16 protein-coding genes and 3 pseudogenes are annotated in these 20099 nt (G+C 24.5%); 9 read left to right on the plus strand and 10 right to left on the minus strand.

The window, feature by feature from the left end; all coding sequences use genetic code 11:
• Positions 1-181: 181 nt before the first annotated feature.
• A complete protein-coding gene (locus HNP63_RS04915; RefSeq protein WP_183227364.1) occupies positions 182-1036 on the plus strand; it encodes a S2/P23 family protein in 855 nt (284 codons plus the stop codon).
• Positions 1037-1476: 440 nt separating this feature from the next.
• Positions 1477-1620, plus strand: a pseudogene (locus HNP63_RS07185) (DUF244 domain-containing protein); the annotation flags it as partial.
• A 162-nt stretch (positions 1621-1782) separates the two neighbouring features.
• Here the strand turns inward: HNP63_RS07185 and HNP63_RS04920 are convergent.
• Positions 1783-2817: a hypothetical protein gene (locus HNP63_RS04920; RefSeq protein WP_183227366.1), complete on the minus strand. Its 1035-nt coding sequence runs from the start codon at positions 2815-2817 to the stop codon at positions 1783-1785.
• Between the two features lie 679 nt (positions 2818-3496).
• On the opposite strand from HNP63_RS04920, the gene HNP63_RS04925 reads away from it, so the two are divergent.
• Positions 3497-4045 carry a P52 family lipoprotein gene (locus HNP63_RS04925; RefSeq protein ID WP_183227368.1) on the plus strand — a complete coding sequence of 183 codons (549 nt, stop codon included), beginning with the start codon at positions 3497-3499 and terminating at the stop codon, positions 4043-4045.
• A gap of 192 nt (positions 4046-4237) precedes the next feature.
• Here HNP63_RS04925 and HNP63_RS04930 read toward each other — a convergent pair whose 3' ends face one another.
• Positions 4238-4786, minus strand: a complete 549-nt coding sequence (locus HNP63_RS04930) for a P52 family lipoprotein (RefSeq protein ID WP_183227368.1) — start codon at positions 4784-4786, stop codon at positions 4238-4240.
• Between the two features lie 679 nt (positions 4787-5465).
• On the opposite strand from HNP63_RS04930, the gene HNP63_RS04935 reads away from it, so the two are divergent.
• Positions 5466-6473, plus strand: a complete 1008-nt coding sequence (locus tag HNP63_RS04935; RefSeq protein WP_183227370.1) for a hypothetical protein — start codon at positions 5466-5468, stop codon at positions 6471-6473.
• A 162-nt stretch (positions 6474-6635) separates the two neighbouring features.
• On the opposite strand, the pseudogene HNP63_RS07190 reads toward HNP63_RS04935, so the two are convergent.
• A pseudogene (locus tag HNP63_RS07190) lies at positions 6636-6779 on the minus strand (DUF244 domain-containing protein); the annotation flags it as partial.
• A gap of 440 nt (positions 6780-7219) precedes the next feature.
• Positions 7220-8074, minus strand: a complete 855-nt coding sequence (locus HNP63_RS04940; protein WP_183227364.1) for a S2/P23 family protein — start codon at positions 8072-8074, stop codon at positions 7220-7222.
• Positions 8075-8753: 679 nt separating this feature from the next.
• On the opposite strand from HNP63_RS04940, the gene HNP63_RS04945 reads away from it, so the two are divergent.
• Together HNP63_RS04945 and HNP63_RS04950 are read left to right on the plus strand one after the other, a co-directional pair.
• Entirely contained in the window at positions 8754-9716 is a 963-nt protein-coding gene (locus tag HNP63_RS04945; RefSeq protein WP_183227362.1) for a CRASP family complement regulator-acquiring lipoprotein, read from the plus strand.
• 453 nt (positions 9717-10169) lie between these two features.
• Complete coding sequence (locus HNP63_RS04950) at positions 10170-10430, plus strand: P13 family porin (RefSeq protein ID WP_048830814.1); 261 nt, start codon at positions 10170-10172, stop codon at positions 10428-10430.
• Between the two features lie 778 nt (positions 10431-11208).
• On the opposite strand, the gene bdr is transcribed toward HNP63_RS04950, so the two are convergent.
• The 6 genes and pseudogenes from bdr to HNP63_RS06830 form a co-directional block, all read right to left on the minus strand.
• The gene (bdr, locus tag HNP63_RS04955; RefSeq protein ID WP_183227360.1) at positions 11209-11553 is read right to left on the minus strand and encodes a Bdr family repetitive protein; all 345 of its coding nucleotides are present in this window, start codon (positions 11551-11553) and stop codon (positions 11209-11211) included.
• A 158-nt stretch (positions 11554-11711) separates the two neighbouring features.
• A complete protein-coding gene (locus HNP63_RS04960) occupies positions 11712-12341 on the minus strand; it encodes a chromosome replication/partitioning protein (RefSeq protein ID WP_011703850.1) in 630 nt (209 codons plus the stop codon).
• A 95-nt stretch (positions 12342-12436) separates the two neighbouring features.
• Positions 12437-13192, minus strand: coding sequence for a ParA family protein (locus HNP63_RS04965; protein ID WP_012615239.1), 756 nt, complete (start codon positions 13190-13192; stop codon positions 12437-12439).
• Positions 13165-13731, minus strand: coding sequence for a DUF226 domain-containing protein (locus tag HNP63_RS04970; protein WP_048830816.1), 567 nt, complete (start codon positions 13729-13731; stop codon positions 13165-13167). Before HNP63_RS04970 ends, HNP63_RS04965 begins: the two co-directional genes overlap by 28 nt.
• Positions 13724-14641, minus strand: a complete 918-nt coding sequence (locus HNP63_RS04975) for a plasmid maintenance protein (RefSeq protein ID WP_011703847.1) — start codon at positions 14639-14641, stop codon at positions 13724-13726. Before HNP63_RS04975 ends, HNP63_RS04970 begins: the two co-directional genes overlap by 8 nt.
• Before the next feature lie 143 nt (positions 14642-14784).
• Positions 14785-15374 (minus strand): annotated as a pseudogene (locus HNP63_RS06830) (transposase); the annotation flags it as partial.
• 7 nt (positions 15375-15381) lie between these two features.
• Between HNP63_RS06830 and HNP63_RS04980 the strand changes: the two are divergent.
• The 3 genes from HNP63_RS04980 (at position 15382) to HNP63_RS04990 (ending at position 19817) form a co-directional block, all read left to right on the plus strand.
• Positions 15382-15558 carry a hypothetical protein gene (locus tag HNP63_RS04980; RefSeq protein WP_183227372.1) on the plus strand — a complete coding sequence of 59 codons (177 nt, stop codon included), beginning with the start codon at positions 15382-15384 and terminating at the stop codon, positions 15556-15558.
• A 59-nt stretch (positions 15559-15617) separates the two neighbouring features.
• Positions 15618-15860: an exported protein A EppA gene (gene eppA / locus HNP63_RS04985; protein ID WP_110482932.1), complete on the plus strand. Its 243-nt coding sequence runs from the start codon at positions 15618-15620 to the stop codon at positions 15858-15860.
• A gap of 120 nt (positions 15861-15980) precedes the next feature.
• A complete protein-coding gene (locus tag HNP63_RS04990) occupies positions 15981-19817 on the plus strand; it encodes an Eco57I restriction-modification methylase domain-containing protein (protein WP_183227358.1) in 3837 nt (1278 codons plus the stop codon).
• Positions 19818-20099 lie beyond the last annotated feature (282 nt).

The raw sequence follows: 20099 nt of genomic DNA on the forward strand, positions 1-20099 counted from the left end.
TTTTGGTGTAAAACTTAATTGTCTATAGGTAGCTTAAGCTTTGCACTAAAAATTATTTTATCCTAAATGTTTATTTTTCTATTTATGCACACTTTTTTTGATATAATGAGAAAATATTGTGAATTTTTGATATTAAATTAATGGAGAGGCTTTAAAAATTACTTAAAGTAAAAGGAATTTTATGAAAAAATGGATAAGTATTTTAAATATATTTTTATTTGTATTGTTTTTTTATTCTTGTTTGCCAACACTAGAATATTCAGAAAGTATTAAGGCTGGAATTTTGGATTTTAAGCCAATTAAAGAAGATAATAATAAAAATATTGAAGAATATAGTAAAAAAAATATTAAAGAAGATAATAACAATATTTATTGTGTTGATGAAGAATTTAGGTTAAATGAAATAAAAGAGGGAGAAGTTTCGCAATTATTTGCAGGAGGTTATGTTACATGGGCAAAATCTGGTAATTTAAGGGCTATAAAAGATAAAAACAATAATTTGATTCAAGATCTTAAAGGACTTAAGTATTCGTATATTTTTTCACCCATTCGATTTAAAACTTTATCATTACTATGGTTTGGCTATAATTATTATATTAATGATAATAACTACAAGATATTGGGCAATGAAGTCCCAATAGCTAAAATAATAGCATTTGAGTCAACTAAAGAGTTTGAAGAAAAATATGAAGTTAAAAGCCTAAAGTTAATTTCTGAGGGATCAAATATTGATTTTGAGCAATATAGAACTGGTGTTGCTAAAATTAGTTTAAAAGAGACTTCAAAAGAGCTTGGATACATTAATTCATATAATTTTGGAGTTTTTAATAATGACTTAACAAATTCTTTTAAACTTCTTTATAAGAAGAGTGGATGTAGTTATATGCTTGCGCATTTTACTATAAAAGATAAACAAGTTAATGAAGATAAAACCTATGAAATTGCATTAAATATAAAGTTATTTGCTGATACTATTAAGCTAATATTTGATAAGTATCCAAATTTATCAACTGAAAAATTAAAGGGTCTCTATTGATGAATAATGAATGACCGAACGATATTTTGAAAATAGAAACATAAAATTCCATTTAGATTAAAAGTTTTTCTTAAAGTTTTTTATATTATGATAATTGTTAGTCTTGTTTTATATTTTTATTGAGGGAGTATTTTTAATATTTTGTAAGATAAATTTTATTATTTAATAATAATCTAAGCTGTAATTGAATTTTATTTTTCATGATTTTATCTATTCAATAATAATAAAATAAAAGTTAACACAACATTGCAAAGATATAGACATCTTAATTAAATTTTTTGACTCCTAAATAATTCTATTAAGAAATAAAAATTTTCCAATTATAGCTAATGCGATTTACAATAAAATGGGACCAATAACCAAATCAATCTTGTTTTATTGGTTGAGCTAGGTTGTTGTATATTACAATAGACCCCTTTAAAAGAATATATAGACTTTATGGTTGTGAGTATTGTAATTTACTATTTTTGATAGATGCGGTACCAATTAATTGTAAGATTAAGATAAATAGTCTATTGATATTGAAAGTGTTTAGATTTAATAATATTATTTTGTGTAAAATTCACCTATATCTAAATTTAAAAGCGCTTACAATTAAATTGCGAGTGGAGAATTCTTTTGCTTTTTCAATAAAAAATTCCATCATTTAACGTTTTTGTATTTATAATAATTTGCAAAAAATAACAACTAGTCAAATTTCTTACTAGTTGTTATTTACATATAAAAAAGTTTAGATATATCTAAAGTTATTCATCAACACTGTTAACAATATTCTCTTTAATTTTTTCAAAATTAGATTTGTTTTTAAGGTATTCTTTAACCCCTTTTAATTCTGATTTTAGTTTATCTAAGTCCGATTCAATTTCGACAACCTTTACGTTTTCTTTTAGCTTGGGTTCATTGCTTCCCCAAGTATATCTTTGATTATCCACATTTAATTTAGCTCTTAAATTGCTTCTAGTATCTCTTAATTTTTCCAATAACTCTTTTAAATCTGTATCTAAATCATCATACCAAACAGTGTATATGGCATTGCTACCATCGGTAAAATGGTCATATATAGGGCCTGTAATTTTATCTATAGCTTCTGTTGCTGCTACTATTTCCCTCTTTACATCCTCTAATAACAAACTTTTATGTTTGATAGCATCGATGTCTCTATTTATCTCGTCTATTTTTTTTGTAAGTATTTCGATTTTATCTTTAGCTCGTTTTTCTTCTTCTTCTTTTTGCCTTTGTTTTTCTTCTTCTTCTTTTTGCCTTTGTTTTTCTTCTTCTTCTTTTTGCCTTTGTTTTTCTTCTTCTTCTTTTTGCCTTTGTTTTTCTTCTTCTTCTTGTCTTTGTTTAATTTTTCTTTGTTCTTCTTCAGTTTTAGCTAGTTCTTGTTCTGTTTTTTTTGGACTTTGGGCATCTTTTATAGATGAAGTTCCTTGAGATTTTGTAGATTCTAATAATTCTGCAGCTTCTATGTCATTTGTTGACCCAATTGATCTTGATCTTTCTTCTGTTGACATATCAATCGGTTCACCGATCGATGTTAACGGCTCCCCTATTCTCTTATTATTTACAGATTCTTCTACGGTGATTTTTGTTGCTATATCTGTTCCAGATAAATCAGCTGCACTTTTTCTTGATCTTGATACTGGGATTTTACTTTTTCCCAAATCTGTTAAAGTAGATGTTTCTTTGCTTGTTTTTTCTTTTTGATTGGGGCTAAAGTCTGGATTGCAGGAAGTTAAAAATAAAAAGACAAATATGCTCGCAATTATATTATGTTTCATAAAAATACTCTCCTTATTTAAAATCTAATAATTAATATAATTCAATACTTAATATAATTCAATAATTAATATAATTCAATAATTAATATAATTCAATAATTAATATAATTCAATACTTAATATAAATTGTATTGTATTAAATATTGATTATTGGAATATATTTTTATTACCATAATCTTATATCTTCCATTATTAATTCTTCCTTATTTATGTTTTTAAACACAATATTGATTGATCTTTATTATCATCTATTAAAGCCTTAAAAATTAATCAAAACATTTATTTATAAATAGGGTTTTAAAAAAATCAACTAAAGGTGTTGATTTAAGCGTAAAGCATTCTAATTTAAATTATCTTCCATACAAGTATTTAAACTTATAATTCTTTTGTTTATATTTTTAATAAAATTTGATTTTAATAAAATCATTATTATTTAATTTTTATGCATGTGTTTATAAATTAAATTTATAAGGATATAATTTAAATATTTAATTTTCATAAATCAATATAATGATTTGGTATTTAACAATTCTTGAGAAAAGATAAAATTGGTATATATTTATCTTTTAGAGGAATCTATCTTACCTAGCAGAACTTTTAAAAGTTTACTAAAAATAGTATTTAGACAAATTTATATATTTGTAGATTGTTTTAGCAGCAAGGTGGAGAAGGAGTATGTATGAGGATTTTGGTTGGTGTTTGCATGATAATATTAGCTTTATTAGGTTGTTATTTGCCTGATAAGCAGAAACAACAAGCCGTTCAAACTTTTTTTGAGAATTCACAAAGTAGTGATATAGGTTCTGATGAGATTGTTGCTGATGGGATATTTGATAATTTAAAATTATATATGACTGAGCATAATTTGCTAGTTGATATAAAAAAGGCCATAATCAGTTTAAAAGATCCTAATTATCGTGCTGTACCCCCAGTTGACGACTATAATGAGGAGTATTTTAATAAATTCTTTTTAGAGCTAGGTTCTGAGCGATCTAAAGAATTGATTAAGTTGTTTGGTAGGATAAAAAATGATCGGAATGATGATAAATTTAAAAGAAAAGCTCATTGGCTATATTCATGTATAAGGGAGCTATATTCTTCAGATATTAAGTATTCTGGTGAAGACGGGTATGAATATTGGTATGGTGGGAGGGAATTTTTTATGCCTAGGCCTACTATTGATGAACAATATTTAAAAGCGAAGAAAGTAATAGGACAGCAGGTTTAAAATGATTTTTGGTTATTAATGTAATGAAGTCAGTTTTAGGTTAAAGATATTTGAATCTCTCTTAAGGTTAGCTTTTATACTAAAAAAATATAATATATATTATATTTTTTTAGTATAAAAGCTAACCTTAAGAGAGATTCAAATATCTTTAACCTAAAACTGACTTCATTACATTAATAACCAAAAATCATTTTAAACCTGCTGTCCTATTACTTTCTTCGCTTTTAAATATTGTTCATCAATAGTAGGCCTAGGCATAAAAAATTCCCTCCCACCATACCAATATTCATACCCGTCTTCACCAGAATACTTAATATCTGAAGAATATAGCTCCCTTATACATGAATATAGCCAATGAGCTTTTCTTTTAAATTTATCATCATTCCGATCATTTTTTATCCTACCAAACAACTTAATCAATTCTTTAGATCGCTCAGAACCTAGCTCTAAAAAGAATTTATTAAAATACTCCTCATTATAGTCGTCAACTGGGGGTACAGCACGATAATTAGGATCTTTTAAACTGATTATGGCCTTTTTTATATCAACTAGCAAATTATGCTCAGTCATATATAATTTTAAATTATCAAATATCCCATCAGCAACAATCTCATCAGAACCTATATCACTACTTTGTGAATTCTCAAAAAAAGTTTGAACGGCTTGTTGTTTCTGCTTATCAGGCAAATAACAACCTAATAAAGCTAATATTATCATGCAAACACCAACCAAAATCCTCATACATACTCCTTCTCCACCTTGCTGCTAAAACAATCTACAAATATATAAATTTGTCTAAATACTATTTTTAGTAAACTTTTAAAAGTTCTGCTAGGTAAGATAGATTCCTCTAAAAGATAAATATATACCAATTTTATCTTTTCTCAAGAATTGTTAAATACCAAATCATTATATTGATTTATGAAAATTAAATATTTAAATTATATCCTTATAAATTTAATTTATAAACACATGCATAAAAATTAAATAATAATGATTTTATTAAAATCAAATTTTATTAAAAATATAAACAAAAGAATTATAAGTTTAAATACTTGTATGGAAGATAATTTAAATTAGAATGCTTTACGCTTAAATCAACACCTTTAGTTGATTTTTTTAAAACCCTATTTATAAATAAATGTTTTGATTAATTTTTAAGGCTTTAATAGATGATAATAAAGATCAATCAATATTGTGTTTAAAAACATAAATAAGGAAGAATTAATAATGGAAGATATAAGATTATGGTAATAAAAATATATTCCAATAATCAATATTTAATACAATACAATTTATATTAAGTATTGAATTATATTAATTATTGAATTATATTAATTATTGAATTATATTAATTATTGAATTATATTAAGTATTGAATTATATTAATTATTAGATTTTAAATAAGGAGAGTATTTTTATGAAACATAATATAATTGCGAGCATATTTGTCTTTTTATTTTTAACTTCCTGCAATCCAGACTTTAGCCCCAATCAAAAAGAAAAAACAAGCAAAGAAACATCTACTTTAACAGATTTGGGAAAAAGTAAAATCCCAGTATCAAGATCAAGAAAAAGTGCAGCTGATTTATCTGGAACAGATATAGCAACAAAAATCACCGTAGAAGAATCTGTAAATAATAAGAGAATAGGGGAGCCGTTAACATCGATCGGTGAACCGATTGATATGTCAACAGAAGAAAGATCAAGATCAATTGGGTCAACAAATGACATAGAAGCTGCAGAATTATTAGAATCTACAAAATCTCAAGGAACTTCATCTATAAAAGATGCCCAAAGTCCAAAAAAAACAGAACAAGAACTAGCTAAAACTGAAGAAGAACAAAGAAAAATTAAACAAAGACAAGAAGAAGAAGAAAAACAAAGGCAAAAAGAAGAAGAAGAAAAACAAAGGCAAAAAGAAGAAGAAGAAAAACAAAGGCAAAAAGAAGAAGAAGAAAAACGAGCTAAAGATAAAATCGAAATACTTACAAAAAAAATAGACGAGATAAATAGAGACATCGATGCTATCAAACATAAAAGTTTGTTATTAGAGGATGTAAAGAGGGAAATAGTAGCAGCAACAGAAGCTATAGATAAAATTACAGGCCCTATATATGACCATTTTACCGATGGTAGCAATGCCATATACACTGTTTGGTATGATGATTTAGATACAGATTTAAAAGAGTTATTGGAAAAATTAAGAGATACTAGAAGCAATTTAAGAGCTAAATTAAATGTGGATAATCAAAGATATACTTGGGGAAGCAATGAACCCAAGCTAAAAGAAAACGTAAAGGTTGTCGAAATTGAATCGGACTTAGATAAACTAAAATCAGAATTAAAAGGGGTTAAAGAATACCTTAAAAACAAATCTAATTTTGAAAAAATTAAAGAGAATATTGTTAACAGTGTTGATGAATAACTTTAGATATATCTAAACTTTTTTATATGTAAATAACAACTAGTAAGAAATTTGACTAGTTGTTATTTTTTGCAAATTATTATAAATACAAAAACGTTAAATGATGGAATTTTTTATTGAAAAAGCAAAAGAATTCTCCACTCGCAATTTAATTGTAAGCGCTTTTAAATTTAGATATAGGTGAATTTTACACAAAATAATATTATTAAATCTAAACACTTTCAATATCAATAGACTATTTATCTTAATCTTACAATTAATTGGTACCGCATCTATCAAAAATAGTAAATTACAATACTCACAACCATAAAGTCTATATATTCTTTTAAAGGGGTCTATTGTAATATACAACAACCTAGCTCAACCAATAAAACAAGATTGATTTGGTTATTGGTCCCATTTTATTGTAAATCGCATTAGCTATAATTGGAAAATTTTTATTTCTTAATAGAATTATTTAGGAGTCAAAAAATTTAATTAAGATGTCTATATCTTTGCAATGTTGTGTTAACTTTTATTTTATTATTATTGAATAGATAAAATCATGAAAAATAAAATTCAATTACAGCTTAGATTATTATTAAATAATAAAATTTATCTTACAAAATATTAAAAATACTCCCTCAATAAAAATATAAAACAAGACTAACAATTATCATAATATAAAAAACTTTAAGAAAAACTTTTAATCTAAATGGAATTTTATGTTTCTATTTTCAAAATATCGTTCGGTCATTCATTATTCATCAATAGAGACCCTTTAATTTTTCAGTTGATAAATTTGGATACTTATCAAATATTAGCTTAATAGTATCAGCAAATAACTTTATATTTAATGCAATTTCATAGGTTTTATCTTCATTAACTTGTTTATCTTTTATAGTAAAATGCGCAAGCATATAACTACATCCACTCTTCTTATAAAGAAGTTTAAAAGAATTTGTTAAGTCATTATTAAAAACTCCAAAATTATATGAATTAATGTATCCAAGCTCTTTTGAAGTCTCTTTTAAACTAATTTTAGCAACACCAGTTCTATATTGCTCAAAATCAATATTTGATCCCTCAGAAATTAACTTTAGGCTTTTAACTTCATATTTTTCTTCAAACTCTTTAGTTGACTCAAATGCTATTATTTTAGCTATTGGGACTTCATTGCCCAATATCTTGTAGTTATTATCATTAATATAATAATTATAGCCAAACCATAGTAATGATAAAGTTTTAAATCGAATGGGTGAAAAAATATACGAATACTTAAGTCCTTTAAGATCTTGAATCAAATTATTGTTTTTATCTTTTATAGCCCTTAAATTACCAGATTTTGCCCATGTAACATAACCTCCTGCAAATAATTGCGAAACTTCTCCCTCTTTTATTTCATTTAACCTAAATTCTTCATCAACACAATAAATATTGTTATTATCTTCTTTAATATTTTTTTTACTATATTCTTCAATATTTTTATTATTATCTTCTTTAATTGGCTTAAAATCCAAAATTCCAGCCTTAATACTTTCTGAATATTCTAGTGTTGGCAAACAAGAATAAAAAAACAATACAAATAAAAATATATTTAAAATACTTATCCATTTTTTCATAAAATTCCTTTTACTTTAAGTAATTTTTAAAGCCTCTCCATTAATTTAATATCAAAAATTCACAATATTTTCTCATTATATCAAAAAAAGTGTGCATAAATAGAAAAATAAACATTTAGGATAAAATAATTTTTAGTGCAAAGCTTAAGCTACCTATAGACAATTAAGTTTTACACCAAAAATAGTAAAAACAAAAAAGTATTGCAAGATAAATAATATTTTTAAAAAAATTATTTATAATAGCCCAATATATAAAAACATAAACCCTAGAATATTTTTTATTTAGCTCAAACTCTTCTTAAATATTTTCAATAGCATAATTTATAGGTTAATTCAAATTAGAATGCTTAGCAATTAAATTAATACCCCTTTGGTTAATTTTTTACCCCCTACTTATATCTTTAATTATTAATTCTTCCTTATTTATGTTTTTAAACACAATATTGATTTGATCCTTATTATCATCTATTAGGTCTTAAAAATTAATCAAAATATTATAAAACTTCTAATAATAAAAATATTATTATTTCAACAATCTATTATTAATACAATAAAATTTTATATTAAATATTGGATTATACTAATATTGAATTATAATAATTATTAATTAATAATAATTATTATATTATATTAATATTGCATTATATTAATTATTAGATTTAAAGTAAGGAGAGTATTTATGAAATATAATATAATTGTAAGCTTGTTTGTTTTTTTATTTTTAGCTTGCAATCCGGATTTTAACACCAATCAAAAAGATATAAAGTATCATTCTAGTAAAAAAGGATTAAAATCTAATAAAAAAAGAATAAAATCTAATAAAAAAGGATTAAGCCCTAAAACAGAAATAAACCAAAAAAATCAAGAAGTAGCAAACCAAAATCAAGAAGTAGCAAACCAAAATCAAGAAGTAGCAAACCAAAATCAAGAAGTAGTAGACCAAAATCAAGAAGTAGTAGACCAAAATCAAGAAGTAGCAGACCAAAATCAAGAAGTAGCAGACCAAAATCAAGAAGTAGCAGACCAAAATCAAAGGAAAAAAAACATGCTGCTTAATGATTTAAGAAACTTAATAGAAAAAGCAAACGCAGATAAAGAAAAATATGAAAAAAGATTAAAAGAAGAACCTACGGACCAATATGGAATATGGGCTTTCAAAAGATTGAGATGGCATGAAGAACCACGCGAAACAGTATCCGATAATTCCGAAAGATCTAAAGCCTATAGAAAATTGACTTACGGGATCTTAAATGATATGGATACTAGTGAATTAAAGAAATTTTCAGAAATTATAATATTGGCAAATGAAGTAGAAGGCATATTTAATACCTCTAGCGCATTGGGGGGCAATATCGACTACGTGATTATTCACCTATATCCAAAAAAAGATAATCTAGACAAACTAGGGATTTCGGATTTAGAGAATCTTAAAGATTTGTTTGAAAAATTATTATCTACAAAAGCAATCGTCTCAAAAATGTTAAAACAACTTTTATTAGATTATCAAGATAATAAGAATTCTATACAAACAGATACCACCAAGCTTAAACTTCATGTAGAGGAAATTATAAAACAAATTGAAGAAAACCAGGAAGAAGCAGAAAAGCTAAAAAGTGACATACTTTCAATAAAAAACTTTTAAGTAGTATTAAAATTATAATAATATAAAAGCCTATCTTTATTAAAGATAGGCTTAATGTTTTAGCTAAAGATTGCAAATAACTTTTCACCTATGATTTAGATAATCATTCTAAATAAGCAAACTACTATTTCTATAATCTTTAATTTAGTAATAACGGTTAGTAATAGATTAATATTATCAATTGCACATCTTTTACAAGAATTATATTTAAAAGTAATTTCTATAAATATTTGATTTAGAAATAGCAGTTCACTTATTGTGTTAATAGCAATAAATAAAATAAAAAAGGAGATTAATAATTTTAAGATTGATTTATTTCTTTATAATTAATCCTTTTATTTATTATATAATTTTATTTGTAACTACTAATCATTTAATAATATAAACAAGATCCAATTGGAAAAGATATTAAAAAGATTAAAGGGGTCCTTAAACGATACCAGGAAGAAAAAAATGAATCCAAAAGTACCATTCCTTTTAAATTTATTTTTGCCTTTTAAAGTAGAATCCTTTGTCCAAGGGGATTATATTACTGATGACTCAGTGCTTGTATTCAGTTTATTGGGGACAATACTTTTAGGAACTGGAATTATTCTAAACACCAATAAAACACAATTGCCCGGCTCCCTACTAGTAGAAGCAAGAACAAGTATAGTTGTAGCATTACATGTAACCTCACTTATTATGCTAATTTACAAATGTAAATTAGCATAATGAAAATCTTTTAAAAAGACTCAACTCTGAACTTGAAAAGTTTGAACCCATCCTTGATATTAGATAAGCGAATTCCAGCTGTTGTTTAAAAAAGTTGTTAAATAGATGTAAGATAATAATTTTTACAATCTAATAATAAATAGACTTTGTTAAAAACTTTAAATTTTAAAAAGCAATCAACAAAACTTATTACTGCGGTTTTAAATTGACAATTCGGATTGTATTGGTATACAAATACAATTCCTGACAATTGCATAAAAATTATTTAAATTTTACAAGTAATTACTTGTATGTTTTGCTTTATTTTTTTAAAAATTTAAATCAGAATATTCTTTAAATATCTTGTTTAAATAATCTTTATTATTTGAAAAAATCTCATCTAATAAATCCCTTGTAATTTTTTATTATTTTCTTTAATATCCTCTTCAATTGGCTTAAAACCTAAAATTCCAGCCTTGACACTTTCTAAATATTCTGGTGTTGGCAAACAAGAATAAAAAACAATATAAAGAAATATATTTTAAGATACTTATATCCTTTTCATAAAATTCTTTTTACTTTAAGCAATTTTTAAAGCTTCTCTATTAGTTTAATGCCAAAAATTTATAAAACATTTTTTCTTCATTAAATAAAAAAAGTATTTATGGCTTTAAAAATAAATATTTTATAACTCTCAAGATTTTTGTTGACAACTTAAGCTTTATATAATTATCAATGGGAATATATTGCTTTTATAATCTTTTAAAAGATTGCAGAAGTAATGTTCACTTTATTTATTTTATAATTTATTCACTATATAAAAGAATAGACTAACTAAAATACCTGCTATTGTTCCTTGAGAGGCTAATACAATTCCTATCATCCAATTATGAAGTTTTAATTTACTATCGAATTCGGTTTTTAAGCTTTTAATTTTTCCTTTTACAATATTAATTTCATCTTTTACAGTGCTAACTTCATCTCTTACAAAACCTTGAAGCTCTAGTTTAACAATCTCTAAATCCTTTATTGTTATTTCATTATGATAAAATCTAGTAGCCAAATCACTTGCTAATATTTTATTCATACCCAACCTAACGAGCTCATTATATACATCGTTTTCATTAACTTTTGTCTCTAACATATGTTTATTATACTCTTATTTAGGAAATTTAGAAATAGTAGTTCATATAGAATTAGCAGGCACAAAAAAAGCCCCTATGGGCAAATATTTTACTACTGAAAACGGAGAGAGAAAAGTTCTCTAACCTAATTTGATAATAGTATATTATATAATAATAATCAAGAGTTAACTTTTTTCTTTTTATCTTTTCTATGATTTTCATAATCAATAATAAGATCTGACAAGATATTTTTTTTATCTTTAATCAGCCTCTCTAGAATAAAATATATTCTTTTGGTATCTTTTTTGCAAAAATCATAAACTTCTTTATCTTTCATTAAAATTCGAATAGGTATATTTTGACTATTATCATCTTCTTCTGCATTTTCTTTAATCATATTTTCTTTATATACATATAAAGAATTGTTCTTTAATATATTTTTATATGTAGCTACAAAACCTATTTCTTTAACTTTTTCAATCGAAATAGTCCCTTCTAAAACTTTCTCATAAATTTTCAAATACATATATGCTTGGCTTCTAGCAATTACATAAGACCTTATAAACTGTTTAAAACTTTTAAAACCATCATATTTATAAAGTTCTTTTTGTTTAATTTCATATAGAATCCTCATTCTTTGAATTTTATTATTAATATCGGATTTCAAATTTAATTTCAACTGTTCCTTTAGTTTATTGTAATTTATCAATTCTTCATCTTGATTATTATCTAAATTTAATTCTTCTCCTGTAGGAATTTCAACCCTTTTATATAAAGTTACTTGCTTTTTATTTTCTTTTTTCCCCATTCTTCTCTCCTATTTTTAGGTAATTTTTGATTAAATTACATGTCCGATATCGGACAACTCTAGATAAGTAATATTATAACTAGCATTTTTGTTAACTATAAAGAAAAAATATTTTTTAAAGTATCTTTTATTTCTTTATGATACATTTCTTTTGTAGAGGGTTCTAACCGCCCGTTTATAAGAACTTTTATGCTATTTGAAAAATGTATCTTGCCCTTGATATATTCTTTATATTCTTTATAAAGCAAATCCTCCACCTCTTTTATCGTTTTTCTATTTTTTATAAACTGGTTCTCTACAATAGAAATATTGTATATTTTCTTCCTAAATTTTATAATATCATTAACTGCATTAATCAAAATAGTAAAACTTTCTATTGACCATATTTCTACCTGAACTGGAATTACAATATAATCCGTAACATTTAAGGCATTCTTTAAAAGAAAATCTAAACTGGGGGGAGTATCTAATAAAACATAATCAAAATTATAATTTTGAATATTTTCATTTAAATGATGTTCTAAAATAATTTCTTTATAATCAATGGCTTCTGAATTAAATTTTCCTAAAATGGGATGAGAGGGAATTATAGATATATAATCATCAATTTTATAAATGCATTCATTAAAATGGAAATCCCCTTTTAACATGCTGTAGGAATTGTATTTTTCAATATTTGAAATATACCTATTAAAATAGGAAGTTAAAGAATTTTGTGGATCCAAATCAATTAATAGTACTTTTTTCCCCAATTCTTTTAAAACATAAGAAAAAAGTATAGAAAGTGCACTTTTTCCAACTCCCCCCTTGATTGAAGCCATTGTTATGATATCTGATTTTTTAATATCCATTTTTTTAAAATTCCTCCGTCTGGTAATTTTTTATTGTAAAACCTATATACCTTGCTTTCCATTTTTTCTAAATGATTTAACGTAAACTGATAGTACTCGGTGGCTTCTTTTTCTTTTTTTCTTAACAAAGTTCTTAAAGACAATATATAGGACTTAATAGATCCTTTTTTAAACCTAAACTCTATGTGATATAGTTTTTTTATTGCATAAATTTTATTATTTTCTTTTTTAAGAAATAAAGGTTTTTTAAGACGATCCCATCCATATTTTATTCCTAAAAATTTATCATTTTCTTCTAATGCAAAAAGGTTAAAAAAGTAATAATCTTTATTAAGATTATTAAATTCTTGAAAAACAAGTCTAAGTCTTTGTCCTTTGTTAGTAATTCTGAAGCCAATTAAATGTTTAAATATTTTTGTGTAGTATACTTTTTTGCCGTCTATTTCTTCTATTTTACTAAAGGTATCTTTTTTAATTGAAATGTTGCTAATCTTTATCAAAGCCTTTTTTTGTTTTAGTTTTTCAAGTAATCTACTCAAATTTTAATCCTTTTGTCAAAATATTGGTTAAAATATTATTAGCTATTATACTTGCATGTCCTGAAAAGTTATTTATTTTATTTTCTTTCCATTTAGTAACATAAGTGTCTTTAAATTCTCCTGCAATAATGTAGAAATCGGTTTTATAAGGTGCAGTTTTTCTCATAAAATGAATTTTATGTTTATAAAGATTTAGTTTAGATAAAAAAAATTCTTTAATATCTTTTACCTCATAATCATATTTTAGATAATTTTTAAAATCTTTATAGTTTAATAAAGTATTTTTTAGTGTTTTAATTGGATTTTTAGTTTTAGAAGTTATTGATTTAATTCTTTTAAAGAAAGATTTTTCTATAGAATTCTTATTATATATATTTATATATTGTTTATTATATACAGTGATATTTTCAGTGATATTTTCAGTTTTGAAATATCCTTTTTTTTCTGCTAAATCATCTTTTTCTTCCTTTACTTTCTTAATTAAGTCTGATTTAGTGCTGCTAAAATATACATCAATCAATTTATGTGCAATGGGTGATACTTTATATATACAAAGCTTTCCTTTAAATTCTCCAAAGTTATTTGAAAATGTTAGTATTCTTTTTTCTAATGCTTTCAGTTTAACTAAAAATCTTAAATCTATTCTTAGAGTATTAATTGTGGTTTCTTTTTTATTTTCTTTATGTATATTTGAGTTTAGTACTCGAAGTATATCTCCTTGATGATGAACTCGAAGCTCTTTTACTTTTTCGTAAGTAAAGTGTTCTTTATTAATTAAGATGCTGTGTTTTTTTTCAAACTCTTTATTTAAGTAAATAATAACCGAAATAATTTTTTTCAGTCTGCAGACTTTACTAAGTAGTTTGTTTTTATAGGTTTGGTGGTCATGGCTAGATATAACTGATTTCATTTTTAATCTCCATTTTCAGTGTATTTTTATTAGCAATAACTTTATTATAATCAAAATATTTGATTAATTTCAACCCATGAAGTATGATTTTTTTAAATCAAAGATTATAGAAAGAGTTTTTTGTTTCATCCTATAATTCCTTTTTAGGTTCTATAAGAACGGATATCTACTGGGGTATGATCCACGAGGGTTTTGCTTCGGGCAGTTTCTGCCGTAGTTTTTATTTCTTTATAGTAATAAGCCTTAAGATTTAGAGTTGCATTCATTTATATCTCTAGCATGAGTCGTGCCTAAACTACTATAAGTCCATCTAGTATTATTTAATTTTAGAGTTGTATTTTTAATATCATAATTGTTACATAGTTTATTTGATGGGAAATATCTATCTACTTTATGAAAAGAGGATCTCAGCTGCTCTGATTTATATGATAATTGTATTACAAATCCATATCGTTTTAAATCATTAATACTTTCTCTAAATATCCTTTTTATATACTTTGAATTGATAAGTTTTTTATTACTATGTTTTTATATTATTTAGCTGTAAAGTAATAAGATAATTTATGTAAAAAGTCTTTTCTTTGATTTGAAATTTTCTTATGCAGCTTAATAACTCTTAATCTAGATTAATTCTATTAATAGAATCTTGTTGTTTTTTGGGCAGTTTTCTTTAGTGTTTATTAAGCCCATTTTCATTTTTTAGTAAATATTTAGGATTATTGGGGGGATCCCCTCGCTACTTGTTAAAGAGTTGTAAATCAAGAACTTTGGTTTATTTTTTAATTTTAGGAGAGGATAATTATGAACAAGATTCTTCTAAAGAAAAAATTAACAAAAGATTAGATAATTATAATTTTAAAAATGAAAAGGATAGAAGCCCTTTTTTGCCTATGCTTCATAAATTAGAGGTTGTTTAAAAAAATTAGGATTAAGGAAAAAAGTGGTTTTTATATGTTCGTGATGTTATGAGTGTGTTATACAAAATAAATTGATAACTTTAGTTATATTCATAAAGCTTGAGGTTATAAATTATCTTATAGATTGTTATCTATATCAAAATTTTGATTATTTAATAAAATTAGGCTTGTATAAAATCGATTACGCTGATAAATATGGAGAAAAAGCCAGAAATAGATTTGAACAATCTTATTCTAGAAATAAAGTATTTACAGTTAAACAAATATTAAAACAAACTTTGGTCGATTTGCCTAAAGATTAGACTTTTAAAGTTAAAAAAGGTAATCCTAGAACATATTATGAGTATTAAGAATAGCTAAAAAAGATTTATAAATAACATAAATGGGTTTTATAGGCATTGTAGTTATTGTAGGCATAAATAATGAAAACTAATAACATTGTAAAAACAAATGATCCAAATATATCTCTTTATAAAGAACTATCAGAAGATTTTATTAAAAAAGAGAATATTAATAAACTAAAAGACTTTTTTATTCTTATAAAAAATAAACTTTCTTCAATAGATGATAATTCAACAGAAGCAAATATAGAGGCTTTATTAAGATCTATATTTGAAAAACTAAATTATTCAGTAGAACAACAAAAAGGTGGGCAAATAGAAGGAGTGGATTCTAGAGTAGATATACTACTTTTCGAAAATGATAAAGACAAAGTAGATTTTAATAATAAATTAGAAGAAGCTAAAAAAAATAATGAGCCTATTCCAGCCGAAGATATCTTACTTATAGTAGAAGTTAAGCGTCCATCATTTAGTTTTAATACTAAAGATAAAGTAAAAGAAGCAGAAGATCAGCTATATAGATATCTAAATCAATATCAAAAACATTATGGGATGCTTTCAAATGGAAAAGTGTGGAGATTATATGACAAATCTAAAGTCCTTTATGGAGAAAAAAGATATATTGAATTTGATTTTTCTAAAGTTGAAGAAAAAGAAGAATACAAAGAACAAGAATGGTTTGTTTTATTCATCTACCTTATAAGAAAAGAAAGATACCTAAAGACAAGCAATGTAATAGAGATTGAAAAAGAACAAATATCTAAAGAAAAAGAGATAATTCAAAAAACTCTTAGAGAGATACTTTATGAGAAGCCTGACGACTCTGTAATATTTAAAATTGCAAAAAATATATATGACAAAGAATTTAAAGTATCAGACAAGGAAATTACCCAACATATTTTAGCTAGCATTCTTGAAGAATCAATTATTTTTATTTTAAGAATATTTTTTATTGCATATATTGAAGATAACGAAATTTTTAAGAAAATATTAGAAGAAAATAAGCTATACAGGTCTTCTATATCTTTTAGATATTTTTTTTATGATGAAAATACAAAAAATAAATTAGGATATAAAAAAATAATAACAATTTTTAATTTACTTGATAAAGGAAGTGATGCAATAAAGTTTCCTATATTTAATGGAGGATTATTTGCAGAAGACAAGGTTAAATATTTAAATAATGAAAGTTTACTAAGTATTAGTGAGCTTGAAGAAATACTGGTTAAAATACTTTTCTTTGAAGAAAAAAATATTAAAGATGAAAAATTTGTAGAGTATTCAAAGCTAGATCCTAAAAGTTTTGGAGAATTGTACGAGACTCTACTTGAATATGACCTAAGAATTGCAGATACTACTGTTCATCGTATTGTTGAAGACGGGGTTTATCTCATTCGTACTGAAGAAGAGCTTGAAAATAAGCAAGTAAACAAAGTTGCTACATACTATAAAGGCAATATTTATCTTACATCTAGATCGCTTGATAGAAAGAAAAGCGGAGCATATTATACCCCGGATGACTTAACTGACTTTATGGTCATATCATCAATTGAAGAACAGCTTAAAACTAAGTCCCCTTTAGATATAAAAATCATTGATAATTCTTGTGGATCAGGGCATTTTTTAATTTCTTGTTTAGATTACTTAACAGAAAAAGTATGGTACGAGCTAGATAAATTTGAAGATGTAAAAAAAGAGCTTGATAAAGAATATAGAGCTATTCTTAAAGAAAGTGAAGAATACGACGTTCAAGATAGTATAAGTAAAGAATTGGTACTTAAAAGGATGCTATTAAAGAAGTGTATTTATGGTGTTGATATTAATCCTATTTCGGTTGAAATTACTATGCTAAGCTTATGGATTAATACCTTTATTTTTGGAACACCACTAAGCTTTATTGAACATCACATAAAAGTAGGAAATGCCCTGCTAGGATATACCAAGGATGAATTTTTTGATATTACAAAAAAGAAATTTGAAAGTGGATTTTCGTTATTTAAAGAGAGAATTAAAGAAATTACAACTATTTTAGAAGATAGCTATCAAAAAATTAAAAGTATTAACGATACTACTAAAGAAGATATAGAAAAATCCAAAAAGATATACAAAGAATATGAGGAAAGTGAAGATACAGAGTATTTAAGAATAATATTTTCTTTAATCAAACTTTATTCTTTATCTTTTGACAAATCTTTAAAAATAGAATTTAGTGATATTACAGCTGTAATTAGTTTAATTGAAAATATTTTGGGCAATAAAACTTCTAGCGAAGATAAAGAAAAAATAGAAAAAATTAGAAAAGTAAGTAGCTATTATAAATTTTTTCACTATGGAATTGAGTTCCCAGATATTGAGGAAGGCTTTGATATTGTAATTGGAAATCCTCCATGGGAGAAAACCAAGTTTGATGAATCTGAATTTTTCTCAAAACACATTCCTAATTACAGAAAACTAAGCATAAAAGACCAAAATAAAATAAAGCAAGAAATACTTAGTAAAGACACACATCCTTTGAAGATTGAATACAATGAAGAAAAAAATAGTATAAGTACTATTAATAATATTTATAAAAGTGATTTTAAAGACTTTTCTAGTGGTGGTGATCCGAATCTTTTTAGATACTTTATTAGATTTAATTTAAAGCTAATAAAACCAGGGGGCAATTTAACTTATCTAACCCCTTCAGCTCTTTGGAGTGAATCTAGTTCTAGATTGCTAAGAAAGCATATATTTACTAACTATAAACTTAATTATATTTATCAATTTCAAAATCAAAAGAGATTTAAAGATGTAGTATCGCTTTTTAAATTTGTAATATTTCAACTAAGTAATACCAAATCCCCCACATCTATTTTTAAAGCAAAATTTATGATCCAGAGCAGTGATAATATTTTAAAAGAAATAACTAGAGATTTAAAAGACAATAAAGAAGATCCTTATAAAGGAATTGAATTAGATATAGACCAAATTAAAAAACTATCTCCTATTCAAGAATCAATAATAGAATTTAAAAAAAATAAAGAATTTAGTTTGATTAACAAAATGTTTATCCAATTTGGTATTCTTAGTGAAGAATATATCGATTTTAAAAAAGGCTTAGACCCAAGTATTAAGAATCGTAAATCTTTATTAAAAGAATATGATAATGAAAACTTTATATTTCTTTATTGTGGAGCTAATATTCATCAGTTTAATTCAAGATTTTTTGAAAATAAGGATGCAAAAGAAAGTTCTAAGTTTTTCTGGATAGATAAAGAAGATTTAGAAAAAATATTAGCTAAAGACGATCGGCATCAAACTAAAAGAGTATTCTATAGAGCAATTGCAAGAAACACAGATGAAAGAACTATGATTAGTACTTTGTCTCCTAAAAATTGTTATTGTGTAAATTCAATGTATATAAATTATGAGAAAACACCAATATCTATTTATAAGAAATTATTTATTATATCTATTTTTAATTCATTAGCATTTGATTTTTTGCTAAGAAGATTTGTTGATTCAAATGTGCTAAAGTCATGCCTTTATCAATGTCCAATGCCCCAGCCCGAAAAAGATGAAATTCTAGCTAATCCGCTATACTTAACTTTAATAAAAAATACTTCCTTGCTAATAGCTAAAAATGATCTGGGGAACTTTAAATATTTACTTTACTTGGAACATTTTAAGTTTAGTAAAGAAGAAGTTGATAAAATCTTAAATCTAGATACCAAAGATGAATTTTTTAAAGAAAAAGAAAATGAAAACAATTTTATTGTAGCCAGTCTTTATTCACTTACCAAAGAAGATTTTATGGTTTTGCTTAATGATTTTAAGGTACTAAAAAATAAAAAAGGAGAAGACTATATTTTGTCTTTAATAAAAGGATATGAGAATTATTTAAGAATAAATAAACTTAACTCAACAATTCAATCTTAGTTAATTCTTTTAAAGAGATTATTATTAATTTAATAAAATATATGTTTTTGCGAAAAATTTTACTATAAAATGATGAAAAAGTTCTTTTTAAGAAAGTGATGGGGAAGCTAAAAAACTTTAGAGAAATTAAAGAAAATAATGTTTATAGGTATGTTATTGATATTTTATAATTCTTTTTGTGTTACATATATGGGGTAAAATAAGATGATTTAGTGATAATTATTGGTAATTTATAAAAAGAGTTTTATAGTTTTTTATATTAATTAAATAGAAATTTATTTT

The organism is Borreliella afzelii, assembly GCF_014202295.1.
In the GTDB taxonomy this organism is placed as follows: domain Bacteria; phylum Spirochaetota; class Spirochaetia; order Borreliales; family Borreliaceae; genus Borreliella; species Borreliella afzelii.

Coding starts and splice junctions, on each gene's coding strand:
- HNP63_RS04915 (WP_183227364.1), top strand. CDS start 182: ATGAAAAAATGGATAAGTATTTTAAATATATTTTTATTTGTATTGTTT.
- HNP63_RS04920 (WP_183227366.1), bottom strand. CDS start 2,817: ATGAAACATAATATAATTGCGAGCATATTTGTCTTTTTATTTTTAACT.
- HNP63_RS04925 (WP_183227368.1), top strand. CDS start 3,497: ATGAGGATTTTGGTTGGTGTTTGCATGATAATATTAGCTTTATTAGGT.
- HNP63_RS04930 (WP_183227368.1), bottom strand. CDS start 4,786: ATGAGGATTTTGGTTGGTGTTTGCATGATAATATTAGCTTTATTAGGT.
- HNP63_RS04935 (WP_183227370.1), top strand. CDS start 5,466: ATGAAACATAATATAATTGCGAGCATATTTGTCTTTTTATTTTTAACT.
- HNP63_RS04940 (WP_183227364.1), bottom strand. CDS start 8,074: ATGAAAAAATGGATAAGTATTTTAAATATATTTTTATTTGTATTGTTT.
- HNP63_RS04945 (WP_183227362.1), top strand. CDS start 8,754: ATGAAATATAATATAATTGTAAGCTTGTTTGTTTTTTTATTTTTAGCT.
- HNP63_RS04950 (WP_048830814.1), top strand. CDS start 10,170: ATGAATCCAAAAGTACCATTCCTTTTAAATTTATTTTTGCCTTTTAAA.
- bdr (WP_183227360.1), bottom strand. CDS start 11,553: ATGTTAGAGACAAAAGTTAATGAAAACGATGTATATAATGAGCTCGTT.
- HNP63_RS04960 (WP_011703850.1), bottom strand. CDS start 12,341: ATGGGGAAAAAAGAAAATAAAAAGCAAGTAACTTTATATAAAAGGGTT.
- HNP63_RS04965 (WP_012615239.1), bottom strand. CDS start 13,192: ATGGATATTAAAAAATCAGATATCATAACAATGGCTTCAATCAAGGGG.
- HNP63_RS04975 (WP_011703847.1), bottom strand. CDS start 14,641: ATGAAATCAGTTATATCTAGCCATGACCACCAAACCTATAAAAACAAA.
- HNP63_RS04990 (WP_183227358.1), top strand. CDS start 15,981: ATGAAAACTAATAACATTGTAAAAACAAATGATCCAAATATATCTCTT.